The 22,464-nt window shown below is 63.1% G+C and carries 21 protein-coding genes and 2 riboswitches; of the genes, 10 read left to right on the forward strand and 11 right to left on the reverse strand.

The window, feature by feature from the left end:
• Positions 1-165 precede the first annotated feature (165 nt).
• Positions 166-1,602, reverse strand: coding sequence for a purine-cytosine permease family protein (locus QQJ84_RS15280; RefSeq protein WP_284259174.1), 1,437 nt, complete (start codon positions 1,600-1,602; stop codon positions 166-168).
• A gap of 16 nt (positions 1,603-1,618) precedes the next feature.
• On the reverse strand, positions 1,619-2,401 hold the full coding sequence (locus QQJ84_RS15285) for a creatininase (protein WP_284259175.1): 783 nt from the start codon (positions 2,399-2,401) through the stop codon (positions 1,619-1,621).
• Positions 2,402-2,889: 488 nt separating this feature from the next.
• Here QQJ84_RS15285 and QQJ84_RS15290 point away from each other — a divergent pair, with 488 nt between their 5' ends.
• From QQJ84_RS15290 to rfbH, 5 genes are read left to right on the forward strand one after another with little or no spacing between them, the layout of a single operon-like run.
• Positions 2,890-3,783 carry a LysR substrate-binding domain-containing protein gene (locus QQJ84_RS15290; RefSeq protein ID WP_284259176.1) on the forward strand — a complete coding sequence of 298 codons (894 nt, stop codon included), beginning with the start codon at positions 2,890-2,892 and terminating at the stop codon, positions 3,781-3,783.
• A 47-nt stretch (positions 3,784-3,830) separates the two neighbouring features.
• Positions 3,831-5,117: a hypothetical protein gene (locus tag QQJ84_RS15295; RefSeq protein ID WP_284259177.1), complete on the forward strand. Its 1,287-nt coding sequence runs from the start codon at positions 3,831-3,833 to the stop codon at positions 5,115-5,117.
• A 35-nt stretch (positions 5,118-5,152) separates the two neighbouring features.
• The gene (rfbF, locus tag QQJ84_RS15300; RefSeq protein ID WP_284259178.1) at positions 5,153-5,956 is read left to right on the forward strand and encodes a glucose-1-phosphate cytidylyltransferase; all 804 of its coding nucleotides are present in this window, start codon (positions 5,153-5,155) and stop codon (positions 5,954-5,956) included.
• On the forward strand, positions 5,944-7,002 hold the full coding sequence (gene rfbG, locus QQJ84_RS15305; protein ID WP_284259179.1) for a CDP-glucose 4,6-dehydratase: 1,059 nt from the start codon (positions 5,944-5,946) through the stop codon (positions 7,000-7,002). The genes rfbF and rfbG overlap by 13 nt, the downstream gene beginning before the upstream one ends.
• Positions 6,999-8,321 (forward strand): lipopolysaccharide biosynthesis protein RfbH, encoded by a 1,323-nt coding sequence (gene rfbH, locus QQJ84_RS15310; RefSeq protein ID WP_284259180.1) that lies wholly within the window; start codon positions 6,999-7,001, stop codon positions 8,319-8,321. The genes rfbG and rfbH overlap by 4 nt, the downstream gene beginning before the upstream one ends.
• Here rfbH and speE read toward each other — a convergent pair.
• From speE to gcvT, 5 genes are all read right to left on the reverse strand, one after another.
• Entirely contained in the window at positions 8,306-9,169 is an 864-nt protein-coding gene (gene speE / locus QQJ84_RS15315; protein WP_284259181.1) for a polyamine aminopropyltransferase, read from the reverse strand. The two genes, rfbH and speE, sit on opposite strands and share 16 nt — an antisense overlap.
• A gap of 110 nt (positions 9,170-9,279) precedes the next feature.
• Positions 9,280-9,732: an adenosylmethionine decarboxylase gene (gene speD / locus QQJ84_RS15320; RefSeq protein ID WP_284259182.1), complete on the reverse strand. Its 453-nt coding sequence runs from the start codon at positions 9,730-9,732 to the stop codon at positions 9,280-9,282.
• A 133-nt stretch (positions 9,733-9,865) separates the two neighbouring features.
• Positions 9,866-12,736, reverse strand: coding sequence for an aminomethyl-transferring glycine dehydrogenase (gcvP, locus tag QQJ84_RS15325; protein WP_284259183.1), 2,871 nt, complete (start codon positions 12,734-12,736; stop codon positions 9,866-9,868).
• Entirely contained in the window at positions 12,736-13,113 is a 378-nt protein-coding gene (gene gcvH, locus QQJ84_RS15330) for a glycine cleavage system protein GcvH (protein ID WP_284259184.1), read from the reverse strand. Before gcvH ends, gcvP begins: the two co-directional genes overlap by 1 nt.
• Positions 13,114-13,125: 12 nt before the next feature.
• Positions 13,126-14,178, reverse strand: a complete 1,053-nt coding sequence (gene gcvT / locus QQJ84_RS15335; protein ID WP_284259185.1) for a glycine cleavage system aminomethyltransferase GcvT — start codon at positions 14,176-14,178, stop codon at positions 13,126-13,128.
• A 45-nt stretch (positions 14,179-14,223) separates the two neighbouring features.
• A riboswitch (glycine riboswitch) is annotated at positions 14,224-14,333 on the reverse strand.
• A riboswitch (glycine riboswitch) is annotated at positions 14,334-14,438 on the reverse strand.
• A 101-nt stretch (positions 14,439-14,539) separates the two neighbouring features.
• Between gcvT and QQJ84_RS15340 the strand changes: the two genes are divergently transcribed.
• Both QQJ84_RS15340 and QQJ84_RS15345 read left to right on the forward strand, forming a co-directional pair.
• Positions 14,540-15,325, forward strand: a complete 786-nt coding sequence (locus QQJ84_RS15340) for an ABC transporter ATP-binding protein (RefSeq protein WP_284259186.1) — start codon at positions 14,540-14,542, stop codon at positions 15,323-15,325.
• Positions 15,326-15,506: 181 nt separating this feature from the next.
• Complete coding sequence (locus tag QQJ84_RS15345) at positions 15,507-16,388, forward strand: J domain-containing protein (protein WP_284259187.1); 882 nt, start codon at positions 15,507-15,509, stop codon at positions 16,386-16,388.
• Positions 16,389-16,545: 157 nt separating this feature from the next.
• Here QQJ84_RS15345 and rnhA read toward each other — a convergent pair whose 3' ends face one another.
• On the reverse strand, positions 16,546-17,025 hold the full coding sequence (rnhA, locus tag QQJ84_RS15350) for a ribonuclease HI (protein ID WP_284259188.1): 480 nt from the start codon (positions 17,023-17,025) through the stop codon (positions 16,546-16,548).
• Positions 17,015-17,974 carry a homoserine kinase gene (locus QQJ84_RS15355; protein WP_284259189.1) on the reverse strand — a complete coding sequence of 320 codons (960 nt, stop codon included), beginning with the start codon at positions 17,972-17,974 and terminating at the stop codon, positions 17,015-17,017. Before QQJ84_RS15355 ends, rnhA begins: the two co-directional genes overlap by 11 nt.
• 45 nt (positions 17,975-18,019) lie before the next feature.
• Here QQJ84_RS15355 and QQJ84_RS15360 point away from each other — a divergent pair, with 45 nt between their 5' ends.
• On the forward strand, positions 18,020-18,586 hold the full coding sequence (locus tag QQJ84_RS15360; protein ID WP_284259190.1) for a hypothetical protein: 567 nt from the start codon (positions 18,020-18,022) through the stop codon (positions 18,584-18,586).
• 38 nt (positions 18,587-18,624) lie between these two features.
• Here the strand turns inward: QQJ84_RS15360 and QQJ84_RS15365 are convergent, their stop codons facing one another.
• The gene (locus QQJ84_RS15365; RefSeq protein WP_284259191.1) at positions 18,625-19,665 is read right to left on the reverse strand and encodes a rod shape-determining protein; all 1,041 of its coding nucleotides are present in this window, start codon (positions 19,663-19,665) and stop codon (positions 18,625-18,627) included.
• 211 nt (positions 19,666-19,876) lie between these two features.
• Here QQJ84_RS15365 and QQJ84_RS15370 point away from each other — a divergent pair, with 211 nt between their 5' ends.
• Positions 19,877-20,131 (forward strand): YMGG-like glycine zipper-containing protein, encoded by a 255-nt coding sequence (locus tag QQJ84_RS15370; RefSeq protein WP_348522685.1) that lies wholly within the window; start codon positions 19,877-19,879, stop codon positions 20,129-20,131.
• 104 nt (positions 20,132-20,235) lie between these two features.
• Positions 20,236-20,472, forward strand: a complete 237-nt coding sequence (locus QQJ84_RS15375) for a YMGG-like glycine zipper-containing protein (protein WP_284259192.1) — start codon at positions 20,236-20,238, stop codon at positions 20,470-20,472.
• Between the two features lie 77 nt (positions 20,473-20,549).
• Here the strand turns inward: QQJ84_RS15375 and htpG are convergent, their stop codons facing one another.
• The gene (gene htpG, locus QQJ84_RS15380) at positions 20,550-22,349 is read right to left on the reverse strand and encodes a molecular chaperone HtpG (protein WP_284259193.1); all 1,800 of its coding nucleotides are present in this window, start codon (positions 22,347-22,349) and stop codon (positions 20,550-20,552) included.
• Positions 22,350-22,464 lie beyond the last annotated feature (115 nt).

The following is a 22,464-nucleotide window of genomic DNA, read 5'->3' on the forward strand; positions in this document are numbered from 1 at the left end:
GGACAGCCGACACGGCTTGATCGCGCAAAAGGCGGCATGCGCCCCAAACGCCATGCAGCCGGACAATGAATGCCCGGCTGCATGTTTTTATTCCGAAATCAGCTTGTCAACCGAGCTCAATTACACGACTGGCAAGCAGGTTTGCGATCGTTCCTTCCGGCTCGTTTAAGCGTGCGCCTTGGCATATACGGCCGCCTTGATATACGACCTGGCCATCGCCCAATAAACCAGCCCCGCGGAGATGATGCCCGCTTCGACGCTCAAATCACCCCACCCTAGAACATTCACCATCAGCGGGCTGGCATAGGTCGATGAGTTGGAGAAGACCAGAGACATGACGATGCCAACGGAAAAGGCGATCACGCCGGGCCAGAATATACCGCTTTGATACCAATAACGCCCACTCCCCCACTTCATCATATCGGCAGAGTTGTAGACCCCATCACGAAGGAAGTAGTCCACGATGATAATCGCCGCCCACGGCCCAGTCCAGAAGACCATGTAGTTCAGGAAATTCTGATAGACATCGAAAAATGCGCCGTAATACACTACAGCAACGCGCACGAGTACCGTGAAAAATGCAATGACCGCTAACGAAACCAGGCGCGACATCGGGAGACGCAGGGCCAGCAGCCCCAAGCTCGCGGTATAGCCATTGGGAACATTGGCGGCCACACCACCAAAGATCACCGCCATCAACAGCGGCACCATGAACCAGGTCGGCAAGAACTGCCCCAGCGCACTCACAGGGTCGTTGCCGAGATTGCCACCAACGGCGATCGCGAACACCACACCAATGACTTCACACAAGGCAAGAGAAACGAACTGCCCGAGACCTGCCGACAACGCGATCTTCTTCCAGCTCATGCCCGGCGGAAAATAGCGGCTATAATCGGAGGCAAAATTTGTCCAGCCAATCGGGTAGGATGCGATGATCCCCACCGCGACCAGCCAGGCGCTGAACGAGCCCTGATGGTTGTTGAAAGTCAAAAGCTGGTGCATCGGCACATGCGGCACCACAAACAATGCCAAGCCGAAGAATAGCGCCGCCAGGACCACGGCAATAAGCCCTTCCGCCGCAATGATCGTCGCATGTCCATATATCGCGATGAGAAGTTCCGCGGCCAGCACGAGCGCGAGAGCGACCCACACGGCACCATGCCCGCCAAATCCGGCAAGCTTGAAGAGTTCCTCAAGCGCCTCCGTGGCGACGATCGAGTTGATCGAGAACCAACTTAGCGCCGAAACCACATTCACGACCTTCGGCAGCACGGACCCCAATTGCCCGAAGCTGACACGTGAAGTCATCATACCTGACGTACCCGTTTTCGGTCCCTGGATCGAGGTCAGGCCAACCATCAGGCATCCGATCAGATTGCCTGTGATGATCGCGATAATCGCCTGGCTGAATGTCACACCAACGGATAGCGCGAACGCACCCGTTACGATTACGACATAATTGACATTCGCCCCGACCCATAATTTGAACAGTTCAAACGGTGAACCATGGCGGTCGGCAATGGGTATCGGGTCGATCCCGTGCTGCTCAACCGCGCCAACCTTGTCCGATGCGACATATTCATGATCTAATCTGTTGCTCATTGTAAAACGTCCCCTTTTATTTTTGTTGCCAGGCCGGCTCTGTTCCCAGCGCGCCCGTTATGCCCTCAACCGTTACATCAAACAGGATCTTCCCCTTCTCCGCGGTTGCCGCGGCAGGCGATGAAAGACAACCTGATTCCGGCGTCCATTCAGGGATCGGCGGAAAAACCGTGTAGGGCGGAAATTTCGCCGGCGGCTGAATGGGAGCCAGCGACATATCAACAAGAGCAGGCTTCAGATGAAGCATCAGCGACGTCTCGAGGATGCCGCCATGCTCTACATCCCATCCCGTGAAATCCTCCGGGAAAACCTTCTGGATCGTGTCCTGGTTCACGAAATCCCAATAGGAGATGATGATCACCCGAAAATCATTTATGCCGCCCCATTTCAATTCCTGAATGGCGAGCTCCGTTCCTTCCGTCACGAACGGCAGATTTTCATAATGTCCGTTCATCAGCGCAACCCGGCGCACACCGTGCCGCGCGAACTCTTTCAGGATATCCTTCAACGCCAAGGTCAACGTATGGCCATCCAGACTTGCCGTGCCGCACATATGATTACCGCCGCCGCTTTTCTGCTGCGATTTGGCACCATAAGCGAAAGCCGGCGCAACCAGAGCCCCAACATTGCGCGCGACCGCCGCCGCAATGGCGCTGGGAATCACAACATCCGGATTCATCGACATATGCGGGCCGTGTTGTTCCAGGGCACCGAGCGGAATCAGCACCGGCTGACGCTCATCGACAGCACGCCGCCGATACTCGGTCCATGCCAGCTCATCAATTAAGACACTATCCATGAAATTATTTCCTTACTTGTTTAACGCAGAACTAGCCGCGTGACGTTCCTCGTCGTCGACAACCGATGTATTAAACTTGTCCCCGGTTTTCTTGTTTTCTTGAATATCTTTGATATACCAAGATATTTTTGTTTATGCTTGGCAGCCTCAACCCGCCCACGCCGCAGGGCGCCCGCAAAAGGATGAGCCGCCTCAACCCCTGATTGCAATCATTGCAGCACATGCGCCCAACGCCTCCCGGCGCTCCTAAAATCCGCCCTCCGTTTCACGCATCATCCGCCCCCCCTGACCGGCCGGAAACCATCCAGCCACACCCACCAACAAAACCTCGCCAGAGATATCGGCGGTAAATATTCAGCCAGGATGGAATCAGTATTCCCAATCCATCAAAGCCTATGCTAACATGAGTTTTGTTCAACAAATATGCGTTGTCAAACGAGAATATCTCATTATAAAATGAGAATAATTCACCTTATCGAGGAGGCGATGTGGGCTACGCGCCGCTAAATGCTCTCAGGGTTTTCGACGCCGTCTTCCGGCACCGCACCTTTTATGGCGCCGCGGATGAACTCAACGTAACACCCTCGGCCGTAAGCCACCAAATGCGGCATCTCGAAGAATGGCTCGACACCAGCCTGTTTGATCGCCGGGGGAAAACCCTTAGCTTCACGCAGAGCGCAACTTCGCTCGCCGGCGCCCTCCGCCTGGCATTTTCCGATATTGACACCGCATGCCAGGAGATGCGCCGGAAAAACAGAAAGCAACAATTAACCGTCGCCGTTATCCCCTCGGTTGCGATTTGCTGGCTGATTCCCAGGCTACCGTTATTTCGTGAGACGGCTCCAAAAATCGACCTCAAGATCATATACGCAATTTTCGGCCATGAAATTAACTTTGAAGACGTTGACATCGCCATCGTCTACGCGAAGGACAAACCCATTGCACCGAAAATGGACATCCTCCGGCTGCTCTCGGGCGCCAGCGTGCCTGTTTGCAGCCAGGGCTTTGTGCAAACCCACGCCCAGCTTACCGAGGCCGCGGACATCGCAAAATGCAATTTGCTGCATGACACTGACACCTCAGGCTGGCGCAAATGGCTCGGCGATGCTTATCCGGTCGCCAATCATGGCCCGGCGGAAATCATATTCGGTGATTTCAATCTTTTGCGCGCGGCTGTTCTGGCGGGGCAGGGCATCGCGCTTTGTCCAACCGATATCATCCAGGACGATCTCGCCGCGGGGCGATTGGTCCGCTTATCGGACCGGACCATCAATGACGAATATAATTACTTTGTCCTTCGCAGAGGCGCCCCCGCCAACGATCCGATCAGTGTCTTCTTCGACTGGTTAACCAAGAATGCCAGCCAGACATATCCTCTGTGAATTAAGGTGAACTTGCCCGGCGGCGGCTCTTGTGCGAGGGCCGCCGCATGCCTCGCTCTCCCACCCTGCGCCGTTACGCCATCAGCCTGGTCTACCTTGGGGTTTTTCTCGCCTGCTGGCTGCTCCGCGCGGTTGACCTGCCGCTCTACCTGGCCCTCACCGCCATCCCTGACGGTGTGCGCAAGGCGGTGCCCTTTGTTGACCTGGGCGCGATTTTGCAGGCAGGGGCCTGCTGGCGGCAGGGCGTGAATGTGTATCTGCCCAGCGCCTGCCTGGGCGGCGGGGTGTATAACTACGCGCCGCTGCTGCTGCGCGCTGCCTATCTGCCCATTGGCCCGGCCGATACCGCACTGGGCGGCGTGCTGCTCGCTCTGGGCTTCTGCGCGGCGCTGGCCCGCCTCCCGGTTCCGGCCTCGCGGGGTGAATTGCGGCTCAGGCTGGCGGCAACGGTTTCCACCACCAGTTTCTACGCGCTGGAACAGGGCAATCTGGACGCCGCGATCTTCATCGCCGCCGCGCTGGCGCTGCCTTGGCTGCTACTGGGGCCGCGGCGGCGGTTTGGCGCCTATGCGGTGTTTCTCCTGGCCGCGGGGGCAAAATTCTACCCCGCCGCGCTGCTGTTTCTGGCGCTGCGCGAGCGGCTGAAGCTGTTTCTGGCACTGGTGGCGCTGAGCGGCGGCGCGGCGGCGCTCTACCTGCTGCGGTTCGGGCACGCCACGGCCACCGCCATCCGCATCGTGCCGAGCAGCACGCCCTTCCGCGCCACCTTTGGGCAGATCGACCTGCCCCGCGGCTTCAACTGGCTGCATATCCTCACCGCCACGCGGCTGAACCAGTTTTTTGGCGCGCATGTGTTTTCCTCCGGCGCGCAGGTGGTGGCGCTGGCCTCCTGGCTGCTGTGCGGCGGCGCCCTGGGGTGGAGCCTGTGGCTGGCCCGCCGCTACGCCGGCTGGGAGAAGACCATCGACCCGGCGCGGCTGGTGTTTCTGCTCGGCGGCGCGGCCCTGCTCGTGCTCTGCTTCTTCGCGGCGCAAAACGTCTATTACCGCGCGATCTTCCTGCTCTTCACCCTGCCCGGCCTCTATGCGCTGGCCGCCCGCCTGCCCCGGCTTTTTCTCCCCGCCATTGTGCTGCTACTGTGGGAGGCGCCGGTGCGCGCACTCCTCGGCGTGCTCTCGCCCGCGTTGCAAACCGGCTTCTGGCTGCTGCGCGAGGCGCTGTGGTGGTGGGTAATCATACACCTGGCCGCGCTGCTGCTGGCCTTCGCCTACACGGCGCTGCAACGCCTATATGGCGCCCTGCGTGAAATTGACGCCCGCGCCGGGAAGCCTTAGCCATGCCAGTAGTGTAACCAAATGGAACCAGCGCCATGACGCATGAGGCTTTGCCGTTACGGGGGGTAAAGGCCGTGATCCTGGCGGGCGGGCGCGGCTCGCGGCTATCGGAGGAGACAGACTCCAAACCCAAGCCCATGGTCGAGATCGGCGGCCGCCCCATCCTCTGGCACATCATGAAAATCTACGCCCAATACGGCATCGAGGATTTCATCATCTGCCTCGGCTACAAGGGCGCGCGGATCAAGGAATATTTCTACAATTACAATCTGCACTCCAGCGACATCACGGTCGACCTGCGCTCAGGCATCACCATCCACCGCAGCGAGGCCGAGGACTGGCGCGTGACTCTGGTGGAAACCGGGCTGGAGACGCAAACCGGCGGCAGGCTCGCCAAAATCCGCAAATACCTTGGCGATGACGCCCTGTTCTGCATGACCTATGGCGACGCCGTGGCCGATATCGACATTGGCGCGGCGCTGCAATTCCACAAAAACCATGGCAAGCTCGCCACCGTGGCCGCCGTGCGCCCGCTGGCGCGCTTCGGCGCGCTGCATCTGGCGGGCGATCTGGTTGACCGTTTCGAGGAAAAGCCGGTGGAGGAATCCGGCCTCATCAGCGGCGGATTTTTCGTGCTCTCGCCGGTGGCGCTGGATTTGATCGAGGGCGACGCCACGCTCTGGGAAAAGGAGCCGATGGAAAAACTCGCGGCGGCGGGCGAGCTGATGGCCTACCGCCACCATGGCTTCTGGCAGCCGATGGACACGCTGCGCGACCGCATGCTGCTCGACCATTTCTGCGAAACCGGCACCGCGCCCTGGATGACATGGCAGGGCTGAAACGGCCGCAACCGGCATTCTGGGCCGGCAAGCGGGTTTTCCTCACCGGGCACACCGGGTTCAAGGGCGGCTGGCTCACGCTCTGGCTGCACCAACTCGGCGCCATTGTTGGCGGCTACGCGCTGGCGCCCAACACCACGCCGGATCTCTTCAGCCTCTGCGATGTCGCCGCGCATTGCGCGCATCATCTGGGCGATGTGCGTGACGCCGCGGCCCTGCATGCAGCGATGGCCTCCTTCCAGCCGGAGATCGTGCTGCACCTGGCGGCGCAACCGCTGGTGCGCGTCTCCTACGCCGCCCCGGTGGAAACCTTCGCCACCAACATCATGGGCACGGCAAACCTGCTGGACGCGGCACGGAAAATTCCAACCGCCCAGGTGATCCTCATCATCACCAGCGACAAGGTCTATGCCGAAAGCCGCACCGCCCGGCATGACGAGGCCAGCCCCCTCGGCGGGCATGACCCCTATAGCGCGAGCAAGGCCTGCGCCGAACTTGTCACCGCATCCTTCCCCATGCCGGCGGGCCAAAAAATCGCCACCGTGCGCAGCGGCAATGTCATCGGCGGCGGCGACTGGGCGGCCGACCGCCTGGTGCCTGATTTCTTCCGCGGCATTTTTGCTGGCGAAGCCTTGCGGATTCGCAACCCGGCGGCGGTGCGCCCCTGGCAGCATGTGCTGGACCCGCTGTGCGGCTATCTCCTCGCGGCGGAGCATTTGTGGAAAAACCCGCCAGCGGCCCGCGCGAGCTGGAATTTCGGCCCTGCCCCCGCAAGCGAGGTCCCGGTGGAGACACTCGCGGCCGAAATCTGCCGCCTATGGGGGGGCGGCGCGGCGTACCGCATCGAGCCGCCCCAGGCCGCCCCGCACGAGGCCCCGGTGCTGCGGCTGGACTCGGGTAAAGCCCGGCGCGAACTCGGCTGGCGCCCCGGCTGGGAGCTGCCCCAGGCGCTCGGCGCCACGGTGGCATGGTACCGGCATTACCGCGACGGCGGCGGCATGACCGCGTTCACGAAATCCCAGATCAGGGCGTATGAAAAAGCATGAGCAGTGAAGCGGAAGACTTGCGCAACGAAATCCTGCGGCTAACCGCGCGCTATGCCCAGCTTGCGCACGGCGCCCCGCCGTTTAACCCCGCACGCTCGCCCGTGCCGGTGTCCGGCAAGGTATACGGCGCCCCGGAAATGGTGAATCTCGTGGATTCCGCTTTGGAATTCTGGCTCACCACCGGGCGCTTCAACGATGAATTCGAGGCCAGGCTGGCAACCGTGCTGGAGAGCCGCTACGCCCTCACCGTCAACTCCGGCTCCTCGGCCAATCTGCTCGCCGTCACCGCGCTAACCAGCCCCTCGCTGGGGCGTGACGCCTTAAAGCCCGGCGATGAAGTCATCACCTGCGCCACCGGCTTCCCCACCACTGTAAACCCCATTCTACAAAACGGGCTGGTGCCGGTGTTCGTTGACGTCTCGCTACCCACATACAATATTGACATCACGGCGATGGAAGCCGCGGTCACCCCGCGCACCCGCGCCATCGTGCTCGCGCACACGCTGGGCAACCCGTTTGACCTCGGCGCCGTAATGGCGCTGGCGCAAAAACACGGCCTGCGCGTGGTGGAAGACTGCTGCGACGCGCTGGGCGCGCGCTATAATGGCGAGGCCGTGGGCAGCTTCGGCGAAATCGGCACGCTCAGCTTCTATCCGGCGCACCACATCACCACCGGCGAGGGCGGCGCGGTTTTCACCAAATCCAGCACCCATAAGCGGATTCTGGAATCCCTGCGCGACTGGGGGCGTGACTGCTGGTGCCCGCCGGGCAATGACAACACCTGCAAAAAACGTTTCGGCTGGCAACTCGGCGGCCTGCCGGAGGGCTACGACCATAAATACATCTACAGCCACCTCGGCTATAACCTGAAAATGACCGACATGCAGGCGGCCGTCGGGGTCAAACAGCTCGAGCGGCTGGATGGCTTCATCGCTGACCGGCGCGCAAACTTCGCCACTTTATACGCGGGGCTGAAAAAATTCGAGGAATTCCTCATCCTGCCCGAGGCCACCGCGAACGCGCAGCCATCGTGGTTCGGCTTCCCGCTCACCGTGCGCCCCGGCGCACCCTTCACGCGTGATGCCCTGGTGGCGCATCTACACGCCGCGCGCATCGCCACGCGCTATCTCTTCGGCGGCAATCTGATTCACCAGCCCTACATGCAGGGCCAGAACTTCCGGATTGCGGGCGCCACGCCGAACGCCGACCTGGTCATGACCTCAACCTTCTGGATCGGCGTATATCCGGCGCTCGGCCCAGCACATATCAACTACATGCTGGGCTGCTTTGCCGATTTTTTAACTCAGGCCGGCAGGTGACGCGCGATATACGGCGGCAGCCAGAACGCCGCCACATGCACATGCGGCGTCCAATACTCGCTCTTGCCCGCAATGCCCGCGGCCTCGGCACGCTTGGCAATCACCTCGGGTGAAAGCTGCGTCAGCGACGCATCCTTGCCCGCCCAGCCCAATGTCATATAGCCGCCCACATAGGTCGGCACCGCGGCGACATACGCGGTCACATGCGGGAAAAACTGCGCCCGGCGGGCGGAGGTCTCGCGCAGCTCGTCCGCCTGCATGAACGGCACGCCGCACTGGTTCACGATCAACCCGCTCGCGCTCAAAATCCGCGCCGCGTTCTGGTAGAACTCATCGGTGAACAGCACCTCGCCCACGCCGATCGGGTCGGTCGAATCCACAATGATCACATCGAACGAGGCATCGGGCGCGCGGCGCACATAGTCGATCCCATCACCCACGATCACCTCGGCGCGCGGATCATTCCAGGCATCCCCGCCAATACTGGGCAAAAATTCCTTGGAGAGGCGGATCACCTCGCCGTCAATCTCGGCCATCACAGCGCGCTCAACGCCCTTGTGCATCAGCACATGCTTCAGCACGCCGCCATCACCCGCGCCGATGATCAGCACGTTCTTGGCGTTGCCGTGCGCCAGCAGCGGCACATGCGTCAGCATCTCCTGATACACGAACTCATCGCGCTCGGTGATCTGCACCACGCCATCGAGCGTCAGCACGCGGCCATGGCTATCAGTCTCGAACACGGCAATGTCCTGAAACGCGCTCTTCACGCGCGCCAGCTGGCGCACGAACCTGAAGCGCTGGCCCCAGTCCGGGTAAAGGGTCTCATTCAACCAGGTATCGGTCATTTGGCAATATTCCTCATCGCATCGGTCAGCAGAAAAATCGGGGAGCTTGCGCCCCCCGGGGTTCAAAACCTCACGCGGGTCACGAGGGGCGCAGCCCCTCGCCCACCCATTTACGCGATCAGGCCGCGTTTCTGTTCGTTAACCTGCACATGCGTCGGCTTGAAAGCCTCGCGCAGGAACGGGATCACCTTGTACGGGTCGCAAACGCCGCACATGAACACATCCAGCGCCGCGAAATTGCGTTCCGGCCAGGTGTGGATGGAGATATGGCTCTCCGCCAGCACAACCACGCCGCTCACGCCACCGTTGGGGGTGAAGTGGTGAAAATGGTGGTGCAGGATGGTGGCGCCGGCTTCAATCGCCCCGGCGCACAGGGTTTTGTCGATCAGCTCCGGGCTGTCGAGATTCGACGCGCCCCAAAGGTCGATCAACAGGTGCATTCCGGCATATTTAATGCCGTCGCGTTCCACGAAATAGTCTTTAGCCGGCTCCAAGGAGACCGTGGACGTCTGGTTTTCGCTCGGAGATTCCGAGACCATCCCCAGTCGGGCAAGTGCGTTCATTTCGAACCCCCTCAACTAGTAGACAGCCTGTAGAACGCAGCACCACGCCGCGCCCCCCTGGGCCAAGAGGGGGGGCTTATGAGGCCATACCCCCCCGGGCGCAAGAGGTTTTTGCGTAAAAAATTATGATATTTTATTCCGCCGCCGCTGCGTAAGCCTCCAGCGGGGCGCAGGAGCAAACGAGGTTCCGGTCGCCATAAACGTTGTCCACCCGTTTCACCGGCGGCCAGTACTTGGCGGCGGCCACAAATGGCAGCGGATGCGCCGCCTGCGCGCGGCTATAGGGGTGGCTCCATTGCGCCCCCGTTACCTCCTCCGCCGTGTGCGGCGCGTTCTTCAGCGGGTTGTCGGCCTGCGGCCACGCGCCTGATGCAATGCTGGCAATCTCCCCCGCGATGGCGATCATCGCCTCGCAGAAACGATCCAGCTCGCCCTTGTCCTCGCTCTCGGTCGGCTCGATCATCAGCGTCCCCGCCACCGGCCATGACATGGTGGGCGCATGGAAGCCATAATCGGCCAGCCGCTTGGCGATATCCTCCACCTGCACGCCCGATGTGGCGCCAAAGCCCCGGCAGTCGATGATGCACTCATGCGCCACCCGGTTCTGCGCGCCGCGATACAAAATCGGGTAATGCGGCTCCAGCCGCGCGGCGATGTAGTTGGCGTTGAGGATGGCGATCTTGGTCGCCCGCGTGATCCCCTCCGGCCCCATCAGGCGGATATAGGCATAGGGGATCGGCAGGATCAGCGCCGAGCCATAGGGTGCGGCGGAAACCGGCCCATAGCCCGTGGCCGGGCCGGCATCGGCGCGCAGCGGGTGGTTGGGCAGATGCGGCACCAGATGCGCCGCCACGCCGATCGGCCCCACCCCCGGCCCGCCGCCGCCATGGGGGATACAGAAGGTCTTGTGCAGGTTGAGGTGGCAAACATCCGCGCCGATGGAAGCCGGTGAGGTCAGCCCCACCTGCGCGTTCATGTTCGCGCCATCCATATAAACCTGCCCTCCGGCCGCATGCACGGCCTGGCAGATATCGCGGATGCCCGGCTCATACACCCCATGCGTGCTCGGGTAGGTAATCATCAGCGCCGCCAGCGCCTCCCGGTGCTGGGCGATTTTCGCGTTCAGGTCGGCAATGTCCACATTGCCGTCGCGGTCGCAGCCGACCACCACCACCTGATACCCCGCCATCGCGGCGGAGGCCGGGTTGGTGCCGTGCGCCGAGGCGGGGATGAGGCAGATTTTACGCCCCCCCTGGCCGCGCGCCTCATGCCAGGCGCGGATCGCCAGCAGCCCCGCGAACTCGCCCTGCGCCCCGGAGTTGGGTTGCAGCGAAATGCCCGCGAAACCGGTGACAGCCTTGAGAAACTCCCCCAGCTCGCCGATCAGCGCCGTGAACCCCGTAGTCTGCTCCACCGGCGCGAACGGGTGGATATTGGCGAACTCCGGCCAGGTGATGGCCTGCATCTCGGCGCTGGCGTTCAGCTTCATGGTGCAGGAGCCAAGCGGGATCATCGAGCGGTTCAGCGCGACATCCTTGTCCTCCAGCTTCTTCAAATACCGCATCATCGCGGTTTCGGAATGATGCGCCGAGAACACCGCCCCGGTGCAAAATTTGCTCCGCCGCAGCAGCCCCGCCGGAACCGCCGCCGCCGCCTCGCCCAGCACGCCGCCCAGCAAACTGGCCAGCGTCTCCAGCTCGGCGCGGGTCACGGTTTCATCCAGCGCAATGCCAACGCCCGTGGCATCCAACCGGCGCAGGTTGAACCCGGCCGCCAGCGCGCCCTGCATCAGCGCATCGGCGCGCGCCCCGGCCTCCAGCGCCAGCGTATCAAAAAACACCGCATGGCGCAGCGTGAACCCGGCCTTCACCGCCACATCGGCCAGCAGCCGCGCCTGCAAATTCACCCGCCGCGCAATGCGCCGCAAGCCCTCCGGCCCGTGCCACACGGCATAGAACCCGGCCATCACCGCCAGCAACACCTGGGCTGTGCAGATGTTGGAGGTCGCCTTCTCGCGGCGGATATGCTGCTCGCGCGTCTGCAACGCCAGGCGCATCGCCGGACGCCCGGCGGCATCCACCGAAACCCCGACCAGCCGCCCCGGCATATGCCGCTTATAGGCGTCGGAGGTGGCGAAATACCCGGCATGCGGGCCGCCAAAGCCCATCGGCACACCAAAGCGCTGCGCCGAGCCCACCACCACATCCGCGCCCATCTCGCCGGGCGGGGTGAGCCATGTGAGCGCCAGCAGGTCAGCGCAGACCACGGCCAGCGCGCCCGCCTCATGCGCGGCGGCGATTTCGCCCGCAAGGTCGCGCACCTCGCCGCTGCTGCCCGGATAATTCAACACCACGGCAAACGGCTTCGCCGCCGCGATCGCCGCCACATCCCCTGCCGCGAAATCCACCAGCACGAAACCCAGCGGCCAGGCGCGGGTCGCGATCACCGCGCGGGTCTGCGGATGCACATCGGCGGCAATCGCGATGGTGTCCGACTTGCTCTTGTTCAGCCCGTGCGCCATCGAAACCGCCTCGGCGGCGGCGGTGGCCTCATCCAGCAGCGAGGCATTGGCGATGCCCATGCCCGTCAGCTCGCAGATCATGGTCTGGTAATTGAGAATCGCCTCCAGCCGGCCTTGCGAAATCTCCGCCTGATACGGCGTATAGGCGGTGTACCAGCCCGGATTCTCCAGCACATTGCGCAAGATCACCGGCGGGGTGAGCGTGCCGTGATACCCCTGGCCGATCAGCGATTTCTTCATCACATTGCGCGCCGCCAGCGCGCGTAAATCGGCCAGCACGGCGGCTTCATCGCTGGCCTGGGGCAGCGCCAGCGGCGCGTTGGTGCGGATGCTCGAGGGGATCGTCTGCGCCATCAGCTCATCGAGGCTGAGCGCCCCGGTGGTGGCAAGCATCGCCGCCACCTGCGCGTCATCCGGGCCGATATGGCGCGCAACAAACCCATCCCCCGCCTCAAGCGCCGCCAGCTCCTCCAATGCGGACATTACAGGCTCCCCAAAAATTCGTCGTAGGCGGCCTTGCTCATCAGCGCGTTCACCGAGGTGGGGTCTTCCAGGCGCATGCGGAAAAACCAGGCCGTGGTCTCGGCCGCGGTGTTGACCAGCGCCGGTTCCTCAACGATGGCCTGGTTGTTCTCGGTCACGGTGCCGGTCAGCGGCGCATAAACATCCGAGGCGGCCTTCACGCTCTCCACCACGGCGCAGGCCTCATGCGCCACAATATTGCGCCCCGGCTCGGGCAGCTCAACGAACACGATATCGCCCAGCGCCTCCTGCGCATGGTCAGTGATGCCAATGGTGGCAAGGCCATCCTCGCCGATCTGCACCCACTCGTGGTCTTTGGAATAAAAAATCTGGGTCATGAAAAATACCTTTCAGCGGGCGTAATGATGGGGAACAAAAGGAAGCGGCGCGACAACACCGGGAATTGGCTTGTCGCGGACGATAAGGTCAAGCGCGGTGCCCTCGGCGGCGCAATCGGCGCGGACATAGCCCAGCGCGATGGGTGCATTCAGGCTCGGCGCGAAGCAGCCGGAGGTGACCGCGCCCACGCGCTCACCCTGCGCATTGCGTATCTCCGCCCCCGCGCGGGCCGGGGCGCGCCCGCTCACCTTAATGCCAACGAGCTTCTCCGCCGGCCCGGCCTCCAGCGCCGCGCGCACCGGCGCGGCGCCGAGGAAGTCCCAACCGGTCTTGCGGCGCTTGGCAATCGCCCAGGTCAGGTTCGCCTCGACCGGGTTGCGCCCCTCGCCGATGTCATTGCCATACAAACAAAGCCCGGCCTCCAGCCGCAGCGAATCGCGTGCGCCCAGCCCGGCGGGGGTGGCGCCGCGCTCCAGCAACAAACCGGCCAGCGCCTGCGCATCCTCCGCCGCGCAGCCGATCTCGAAACCATCCTCCCCGGTATAGCCCGAGCGGGTGACAACACAGGCGATCCCCGCAACATCGAGCTTCGCCGCATCCATGAACCTCAGCGCCGCCGCCTCGGGCAGCATCGCCACCGCCTTCGGCCCCTGCAGCGCCACCAGCGCCCGCTCGAAATGCGGGGTGATCGCCACGCCATGCGCCTGGATATGCGCCAGATCCACATGCTTGCGCCCGGCGTTGAGCACCAGTTGCAGATGCGTGCCGAAATTGGCCACCATCAGGTCATCAATAATGCCGCCCGCCTCATTAAGCAGCAGCGTATAGCGCTGGCGCCCCGGTTGCAGGCCCAGAATATCGCCCGGCACCAGCGCCTCGAACGCCCTGGCATCCACAACATGCGCCTGGCCCATATGCGAAACATCAAACAGCGCGGCACCTTCCCGGCACGCCTGATGCTCGGCGATGATGCCCGTATATTGCAACGGCATCTCATAGCCTGCGAACTCTACCATGCGCGCGCCGAGGCGGCGGTGCATTCCGTCCAATGGTGTTTTTATCACAATACCCCCAGAACCAATCAGTGCCCAGCCAAGTGCCGCGCGAACTGACCCCCCTCTGTTTGTGAACCTGAGAGATTCGGGCAAGGGCAAAACCCTCAACCCTTGACCCCGTCGGTGCGGCGGAGAAGAGCCCGCCGGCTTTCCAGAGTGCCCCGCTTACAGACGCAGCCCTTTCTGCCTGAGCGTTTCCGGGGGCCGGTTGCGCCTTCGGCGGCGAGGAAACAACCCAAAGGCCCCCCACACTCTCCTGCGTCCGAATAAGGACGATTACATAGTGACGCAGGGCACGGGTTTTGCAAAGCTGTTTTCTGAACCTAAATAAGGTTTTCTGAAGCTTCATGAAAATATGGGGATTTTGAGTATGTCAGAGCCGATTCAGCCGCCCCCCGCCCTCATCGTCGAAAACATCCACAAGCGATTCGGCGCCCTGGAGGTGTTGAAAGGCATCTCCCTCACCGCCCATGACCAGGATGTGATCGCGATTCTCGGCGCCTCCGGCTCCGGCAAAAGCACGTTTTTGCGTTGCATCAACCTGCTGGAAATGCCCGACCAGGGCAGCGTGCGCATCAAGGGCGAGCTGATAGAGATGCGCGAGGGCCGCAACGCCCGCAACGCCGCCAGCCCCAAACAGGTCGAGCGCCTGCGCTCGCGCCTCGCCATGGTGTTTCAGCAATTCAACCTCTGGGCCCATATGACCGTGCTGCAAAACGTCATCGAAGCGCCGCTGCATGTGCTGAAACTGGACAAAAAAACCGCCACCGCCCGCGCCGAGGCCATGCTGGAGAAGGTCGGCCTCGCCGCCAAACACCACGCCTACCCGGCGCAGCTCTCCGGCGGCCAGCAGCAGCGCGTCGCCATCGCCCGCGCCCTGGCGATGGAACCCGATGTGCTGCTGTTCGACGAGCCAACCTCCGCGCTCGACCCCGAACTGGTCGGCGAGGTGCTCAAAGTGATGCGCGACCTGGCCAAGGAAGGCCGCACCATGCTGGTGGTCACCCATGAGATGGGCTTCGCCCGCGAGGTCGCCAGCCGCGTGATGTTCCTGCACCAGGGCCTCACCGAGGAGGAAGGCAAACCCGCGGAGATGTTCACCAACCCGCAATCCCCGCGCTTCCGCCAGTTCCTCTCCAGCACGCTGAGGCATTAGAGTGTGATCGTTTGAGGTTCGCTCAACCGAGCGAGCCGAAAGCGTGAATCGCCCTCTATCTTTATAATTTAGAGACGGATTCAGACATTAGATGGAATCGCGCAGCGATTCCATCTAATGTCATCCGTCTCTGCGCGCCCGCACCCTGTTATAATCCGCGCAATGCCCCTAAATGATACGCATGGCAGACGATCCTTATAAAATCCTCGGCGTGGCGAAAGACGCCACACCGGAACAAATCCGCGCGGCCTACCGCAAGCTCGCGAAAAAACACCACCCGGACCTCAACCCCGGCAACAAGGCGGCCGAAGAGGCGTTCAAAAGCGCCTCGGCGGCCAATGAGCTGCTCTCCGACTCCGAAAAACGCGCCCGCTACGACCGTGGCGAAATCGACGCCAGCGGCGCCGAACGCGCCCCGCAAGGCTTCCGCCAAGGCCCCGGCGGCGCTGGCGCGGGCGGCTTCGGCGGCGGCAATTTCGAAGACATCTTCGCCAGCATGTTCGAGCAGCGCGGCCGCCCCGCAGGCCCGGCGCGCGGCCAGGATGCCCGCTACGCCCTCACCGCCGACTTCCTCGAAGCCGTGAACGGCACCACCAAGCGCCTCACTTTGCCCGACGGCCAGACCCTGGACGTGAAAATCCCCCACGGCACCACCGACGGCGACGTGCTGCGCCTGCGCGGGCGCGGCCAACCCGGCCGCAACGGCGGCCCCGCCGGCGACGCACTGATTGAAATCACCGTCGCCCCGCATAAATTCTTCCGCCGCGAGGGGCAGAACATCCGCATGGACCTGCCAATCTCCCTGCGTGAGGCTGTGCTCGGCGGCAAAATCACCCTGCCCACCCCCGCCGGCCCCGTGGCGCTGAGCATAAAACCCCATAGCGACACCGGCACCGAAATGCGCCTGCGCGGCCGCGGCGTGCCCGCCCACAGCCACCACCACGCCGGCGACCTGCTGGTGAAACTGCGCGTCACAATCGGCCCCGCAGACGCGGCGCTGGAAGACTTCCTGAAAACCTGGGAACAACCAGATTTCGACCCCCGCGCCGGCATGACGGTTTAGAGTGCGATCGTTTGAGGTTCGCTCAACCGAGCGAGCCGAAAGCGTGAATCGCCCTCAGAAAAACGGCCAGAGCCTGATCGCATTTAAAGCGATCAAACACCGGAGCGGGGAATGTTTTCAGTGAGCAAGGCCAAGGGGCTTTGCCTGCTTCCCGAGTTCAGCCGCCAACTCCCTGGGCTTCGACGCGTTCGCGGGCGGCGGTTGCGAGTTCGTCGGCGCGGTCGTTCATTGGGTTGCCGGAGTGGCCTTTTACCCATTTCCAGGTGATTTCGTGTGGTTTGGCGGCTTCCAGGATGAGTTTCCAGAGGTCCATGTTTTTCACCGGGTCGCCGCCCGCGGTGCGCCAGTTTTTGCGGACCCAGCCGGTATGCCAGCGGGTGATGCCGTCCTTGAGGTATTGGCTGTCGGTATTGAGGATGACGCGGCAGGGGCGGGTAAGGACGGCGAGGGCTTGGGCGGCGGCGGTGAGTTCCATGCGGTTATTGGTGGTATCCATTTCGCCGCCGGAGAGTTCGCGCGTGGTGCCTTTGAATTTGAGGATGGCGGCCCAGCCGCCGGGGCCTGGGTTGGGGCGGCAGCCGCCGTCGGTCCAGATTTCGACCGCGTTTTCGGTGGTGGCGGGGGTATCAGAGGCCATAGGCGGCGGGCCCTTGGGCGGCGTTGTGGAAGCGCAGGCGACGGTAGTAGTCCAACGGGTCTTTGGGGGTGACCATGGCGCCTGGGGGTGTGTTCAGCCAGTCGTAGAGCCGGGTGAGCAGGAAGCGCATGGCGGCACCCTGGGCGAGCACGGGCAGGGCGGCGGTTTCAGCTTCGCTGAGCGCGCGGTGGGCCATGTAGCCGCGCAGCAGCGCGCGCGATTTGGTGACGTTGAAGCTGAAATCCTTCTCGAAGCACCAGGCGTTGAGGCAGATGGCGATGTCGTAGGCGTAGATATCGGTGCAGGCGAAGTAGAAATCGATCAGCCCGGAGATTTCGCCGTCGAGGAAAAAGACATTATCGGGAAATAAATCGGCGTGGATGTGCCCGGTGGGCAAGTTTCGCGGCCAGTTGGCGACGATACCGTGCAGCATCTGCGCCAGTTCGCCGCCCAGCCCCGGCTGCACGCTATCCGCGCGCGGGGCGGATTTTGCGAGCAGTTCGGCCCAGGCGTCCGGCGCCAGGGCATTGGCGCGGGTGGGGGCGAATCCGGCGCCTGTCAGGTGCAGTTTGGCCAGTGCCGCGCCCAGCGGTTCGCAATGTTCCACCAGCACCCGGCGCGGCCACACGCCGGGCAGGAAGGTGGTGATGGCGGCGATCTTGCCGGCCAGCGGGTTGAGGTTTTTGCCGTCGCGCGCGCGCACCGGGAGCGGGCAGGAGAGGCCATGCGCGGCCAGATGCTCCATCAGGCCCAGAAACCAGGGGAGATCAGCGGGGTCGACGCGTTTTTCGTACAAGGTGAGAATAAAATCCCCCTGCGTGGTTTTCAGCGCGTAGTTGCTGTTCTCCACCCCCTCGGCGATGCCGCGGAAGGCGACCATCGAGCCGATGTTGTAATGCGTGAGGAATTCGGCCAGGGCCTCGTCCGTAACTTCTGTATAAACCGCCATGGCGTGTAGATGACCTTTACAAAAAAATCTGGCAAGGGAGGCACCATGAAACAGTTCACCACCCCCCTGCTTTCGCTTGCTATGCTGGCCGCCCTCGCCGGTTGCGCCTCAACGCCCGCATCCTCCACCCCGGCCGCGCCGCCGGCGCCCAAGCCGGTTGCGCAGCAATATTGCCCGCAGGTGGCGGTGCTCGCCCAGACGCAGAATTTAACCACCTTCCTGCCGGGCCGTTCCGATGTGGGGGCGCAGGTCACCACGGCGCGGATCACCGGGGTCGCGGGGTCGTGTCTGCTGAAGGTGAAAAAAAATCTGCTGGAAGTGAAATTCCAGGCTGGATTCAGCGCCAGCAACGGTCCCGCCAACCAGGGCGCGCCGATCACCCTGCCGTATTTCGTCGCCATCACCCAGGGCGATACCATCGTGCAGGAAAATTATTACAGCATCGTCCTGAAATTCAACGGCAATGCCAGCATCGCGCAAGCCACCAGCAAGCCGCTCGCGGTTGAGCTGCCCAACACGCCCGATAGCGCGCAGACGCAGATTCTGGTTGGGTTTGAGATGACGCCTGAGCAGCTCAGCTACGCCGCCGCCCATCCCGCCACCGCGCCATAGGCCGGGCCGGCCGGGGATGAACCCCGGCCCCGGGAGGTTTAATACATCGAGGACAGGACGGTGCGCAGGCGCTTGATCTCCTCCAGCGCGCGCCCGGTGCCCAGGGCGACGCATTGCAGCGGGTTCTCCGCCACCATCACGGGCAGGCCGGTGGAGACGCGCAGCACCTCGTCGAGCCGGTGCAGCAGGGCGCCGCCGCCGGTGAGCATGATGCCCTTGTCGACGATATCGGCCGCGAGTTCCGGCGGGGTGTTTTCCAGCGCGACCTTCACGGCCTCGACGATCTGGCCCACCGGTTCGGCCAGGCTTTCGGCGATCTGGCGCTGGGTGACGGTAACCTCGCGCGGCACGCCGTTGATCAGGTCGCGGCCCTTGACGAAGCGTGAGGGGCCGTCGTCGGCGCTGTCCATCCAGGCGGCGCCGATGTCCATCTTGATGCGTTCGGCCGAGCTTTCGCCGATCAGCAGGTTAAAGGCGCGGCGGATGTAGGAGATGATGGCTTCATCCATTTTGTCGCCGCCGACGCGCACGGAGCGGGCATACACGATGCCGCCCAGCGAGATGACGGCGACTTCGGTGGTGCCGCCGCCGATATCGACAACCATGGAGCCGGAGGGTTCGGTGACGGGCAAATTGGCGCCGATGGCGGCGGCCATGGGTTCCTCGATGAGGAAGACCTTGCGCGCCCCGGCTGATTCAGCGGCTTCCTGGATGGCGCGGCGCTCCACGGCGGTGGAGCCGGAGGGGACGCAGATGATGATGATGGGCGAGGAGAAGCCGCGGCGGTTGTGCACCTTGCGGATGAAGTGCTTGATCATCTCCTCCGCGACCTCGAAATCGGCGATCACGCCGTCGCGCAGGGGGCGGATGGCGGAGATGTTGCCCGGCGTGCGGCCGAGCATCATTTTGGCTTCCTCGCCGACGGCCAGCACATGTTTGCGGCCCTTTACATCGGCGATGGCCACCACGGAGGGTTCCGCCAGCACGATGCCGCGGCCCTTGACGTAGACCAGGGTGTTCGCCGTGCCGAGATCGATTGCCATGTCGGCCGACATGAGGCCGAGAAGTTTAGAGAACATCAAAAACCTTTCTTAAGCTGTTTTGCGTCTGGCCGCTCCAGAGGCAAAGCAGAAATCCGAGGCAGGGATTACAGCCAGGGGTGACGGGCGGCAAGGCCCGCGCCAGATAGGATGCATTGTTGCGGGACTTTAATTGCCCGGTCAGCCAAGCGCTGTGGCACTCCCCATGCCTGGGGTCATATAAGGCTCTTTAAACTGCGAAAGGTTTTATATGATGAATTTAAGTCCGCGTGTTCTGCCCGTGCTGCTGCTGGCCACCCTCGCCCTTGCTGGTTGCGGGTATAGCCCTGGGCCGCGCGCACTCTCGGGCGGTGCCATCGGCGCGGGTACGGGCGCTATTCTGGGCGCGGTGACGGGCATCGGCCCGGGGGCGGGTGCTGCCATCGGCGGTGGCGTGGGGGCTGTCGCGGGTGCCGCCATCAGCCCGCGCGACCTCAACCTTGGCAAGCCGATCGTCGGGAACTGAGCCGCGGGAAAGACAGCCCGGAATGGTCGTTGTTATTTCGTTCTGTCTTGAATTTCCGCGGCGGCGGACCATATCAAACTGAATAATTACAGTGGAGATTTGCCATGTTGCGTAAATTGACGGTTGGCTTGATGTTAGCCGGTTCATTGACGGCGCTTGCCGGCTGTGGCGACACGACGGGGCAGCGCGCGCTTTCGGGCGGCGCGATCGGTGCGGGCGGCGGGGCGATTATTGGCGCGGTGACCGGCATGGGCGCCGGTACGGGGGCGCTCATCGGCGGTGCCGCGGGCGCCGTGACGGGGGCCGCCACCAACAAGAGCCAGATCAACCTCGGTAATTAGCCCGGGGGAATGAGTCTGGCGGTCTGTCAGGGTGACAAAAAAGCCGGGGAAAATTATTCCCCGGCTTTTTTATGCGGCTACGCCCCGGCGATGGCGTTGGCGATGTGGCGCACGAAGGCGGCGGGGTCTTCGGGGAGGTCGCCTTCCTGGAGTTTGGCGAGGTCCAGCAGCAGATTGGCCTCGCTTTCCAGCTCCGCGCGGGTTGCCAGGGCCTGGATGAGCTTGTGGCCGGGGTTGATCTCCAGCGCGGGCGGCAGGCCGAACACGGGGCGCCCGGCGCGGCGCAGCATGCGCTGCATGGCCAGATCCGGCCCGGCCTCGCTGGCCACCAGCATCGCCGGGCTGTCCTTCAGCCGGGTTGAGGCGGTGACGCCCGAGACCTTGCCTTCCAGCGCCTTGGCCAGGTTTTCGCAGAGCGCGGTGATGTCCGCACTGCTTTCCGCCGGCGCGAAGAGGCTGGCGGCCTGGGAGGCGCTTTTTAGTTTTTTGTCCTTGTAGCTCTCCATCCGTGTTGGCCAGAAGGCGTCAATCGGGTCGGCGAGGAGCAGCACCTCGTAGCCTTTTTCGGCGAAGCCTTCGAGCTGGGGCGAGGTTTTGAGGTTGGTGGCGTCGCCCGCGAGGTAGTAGATGTCGCTCTGGCCCTCGGGCATGCGGGCGATGTAGTCATCGAGCGTGGTGGCGTCCTCCTTGGTGGAGGCGAAGCGCAGCAGGCCCGCGATATCGGCGGCGTGGCCGGTGTCGTCGTAGAGCCCCTCCTTCAGCACGGCGCCGAAATTATCCTGGAAGGTTTTGAAGGTTTCGGAATCCTTGGCCTGGGATTTCAGCTCGGAGAGGACACGGTTGACCAGCGCCTTGCGGATTTTATCCAGCACGGGGGTGGCCTGCAGGATTTCGCGGCTGACGTTGAGGGGGAGATCTTCAGTGTCGACCACGCCGGTGACGAAGGAGAGCCAATTGGGCAGGAGCCTGGCTTCATCGGTGATGAACATGCGCTTCACATGCAGGCGGACCTTGGATTCGCGGGTTTCCTCCACCGGCATGAAGGGTTTGCTGGAGGGGATGAAGAGCAGGGCCGAGAATTCCAGAGTGCCCTCGGCGCGCCAGTGGATGGTGGCCCAGGGTTCGTCCCACGCGTGGCCGGTGTGGCGGTAGAAGGCGGTGTAATCCTCCTTGGAGATTTCGGATTTGTTGCGGCGCCAGAGGGCGTTGCCCTCGGTGACGGAGGCGAACTTGCCGTCTTCCTCAAGCTCGATGGGCAGGGCGATATGGTCGGCCCATTTGCGGATGATGGTTTTGATGCGCAGCGGCTCGAGGAACTCCTCCGCCTCCGGCTTGATGTGCAGGATGATGGTGGTGCCCGATTCGTCGCGCGCGGCGGGTTTGATTGTGTATTTCCCCTTGCCGTTGGAGAGCCAGGCCCAGGCCTCCTGGTGCCCGGCCTTGCGCGAGATGACCTCGACCTCATCGGCCACCATGAAGGCGGAGTAGAAGCCGACGCCGAACTGGCCGATCAGGCTGGGGCGCTCCTCCGGGCTTTTTGCGGCCAGGGAGGAGGTGAAGGCGGCGGTGCCGGAGCGGGCGATGGTGCCCAGGTGGTCCGCCAGCTCCTCCTTGCTCATGCCGGTGCCGTGGTCGGAGATGGTGATGGTCTGGGTTAGTTTATCGGTGGAGATTTTGATGGCGGGGTTTTCAGGCAAGGCCAACGCGCCATCGGAGAGGGCGAGGAAGCGGCGTTTGTCGGTGGCGTCAGCGGCGTTGGCGACCAGCTCGCGCAGGAAAATTTCGCGGTCGGAGTAGAGGGAGTGGACCACGAGGTCGAGCAGGCGGCCGACCTCGGTGCCAAAATCATAGGTTTCTGCGGTGACGGTTTCGGTCATGCGATCCTCTGGGTAGGGGGGATTTGTGGACCGATCAGTTAGGTGAGAGCGGTGGCGGGATCAAGGGCCGGGTGCTTCACGTGAAGCTTTTGTGAGGGATTTACTATAACATATT

Origin of the sequence: Acidocella aquatica (genome assembly GCF_030160635.1) — a bacterium.
Taxonomy (GTDB): domain Bacteria; phylum Pseudomonadota; class Alphaproteobacteria; order Acetobacterales; family Acetobacteraceae; genus Acidocella; species Acidocella aquatica.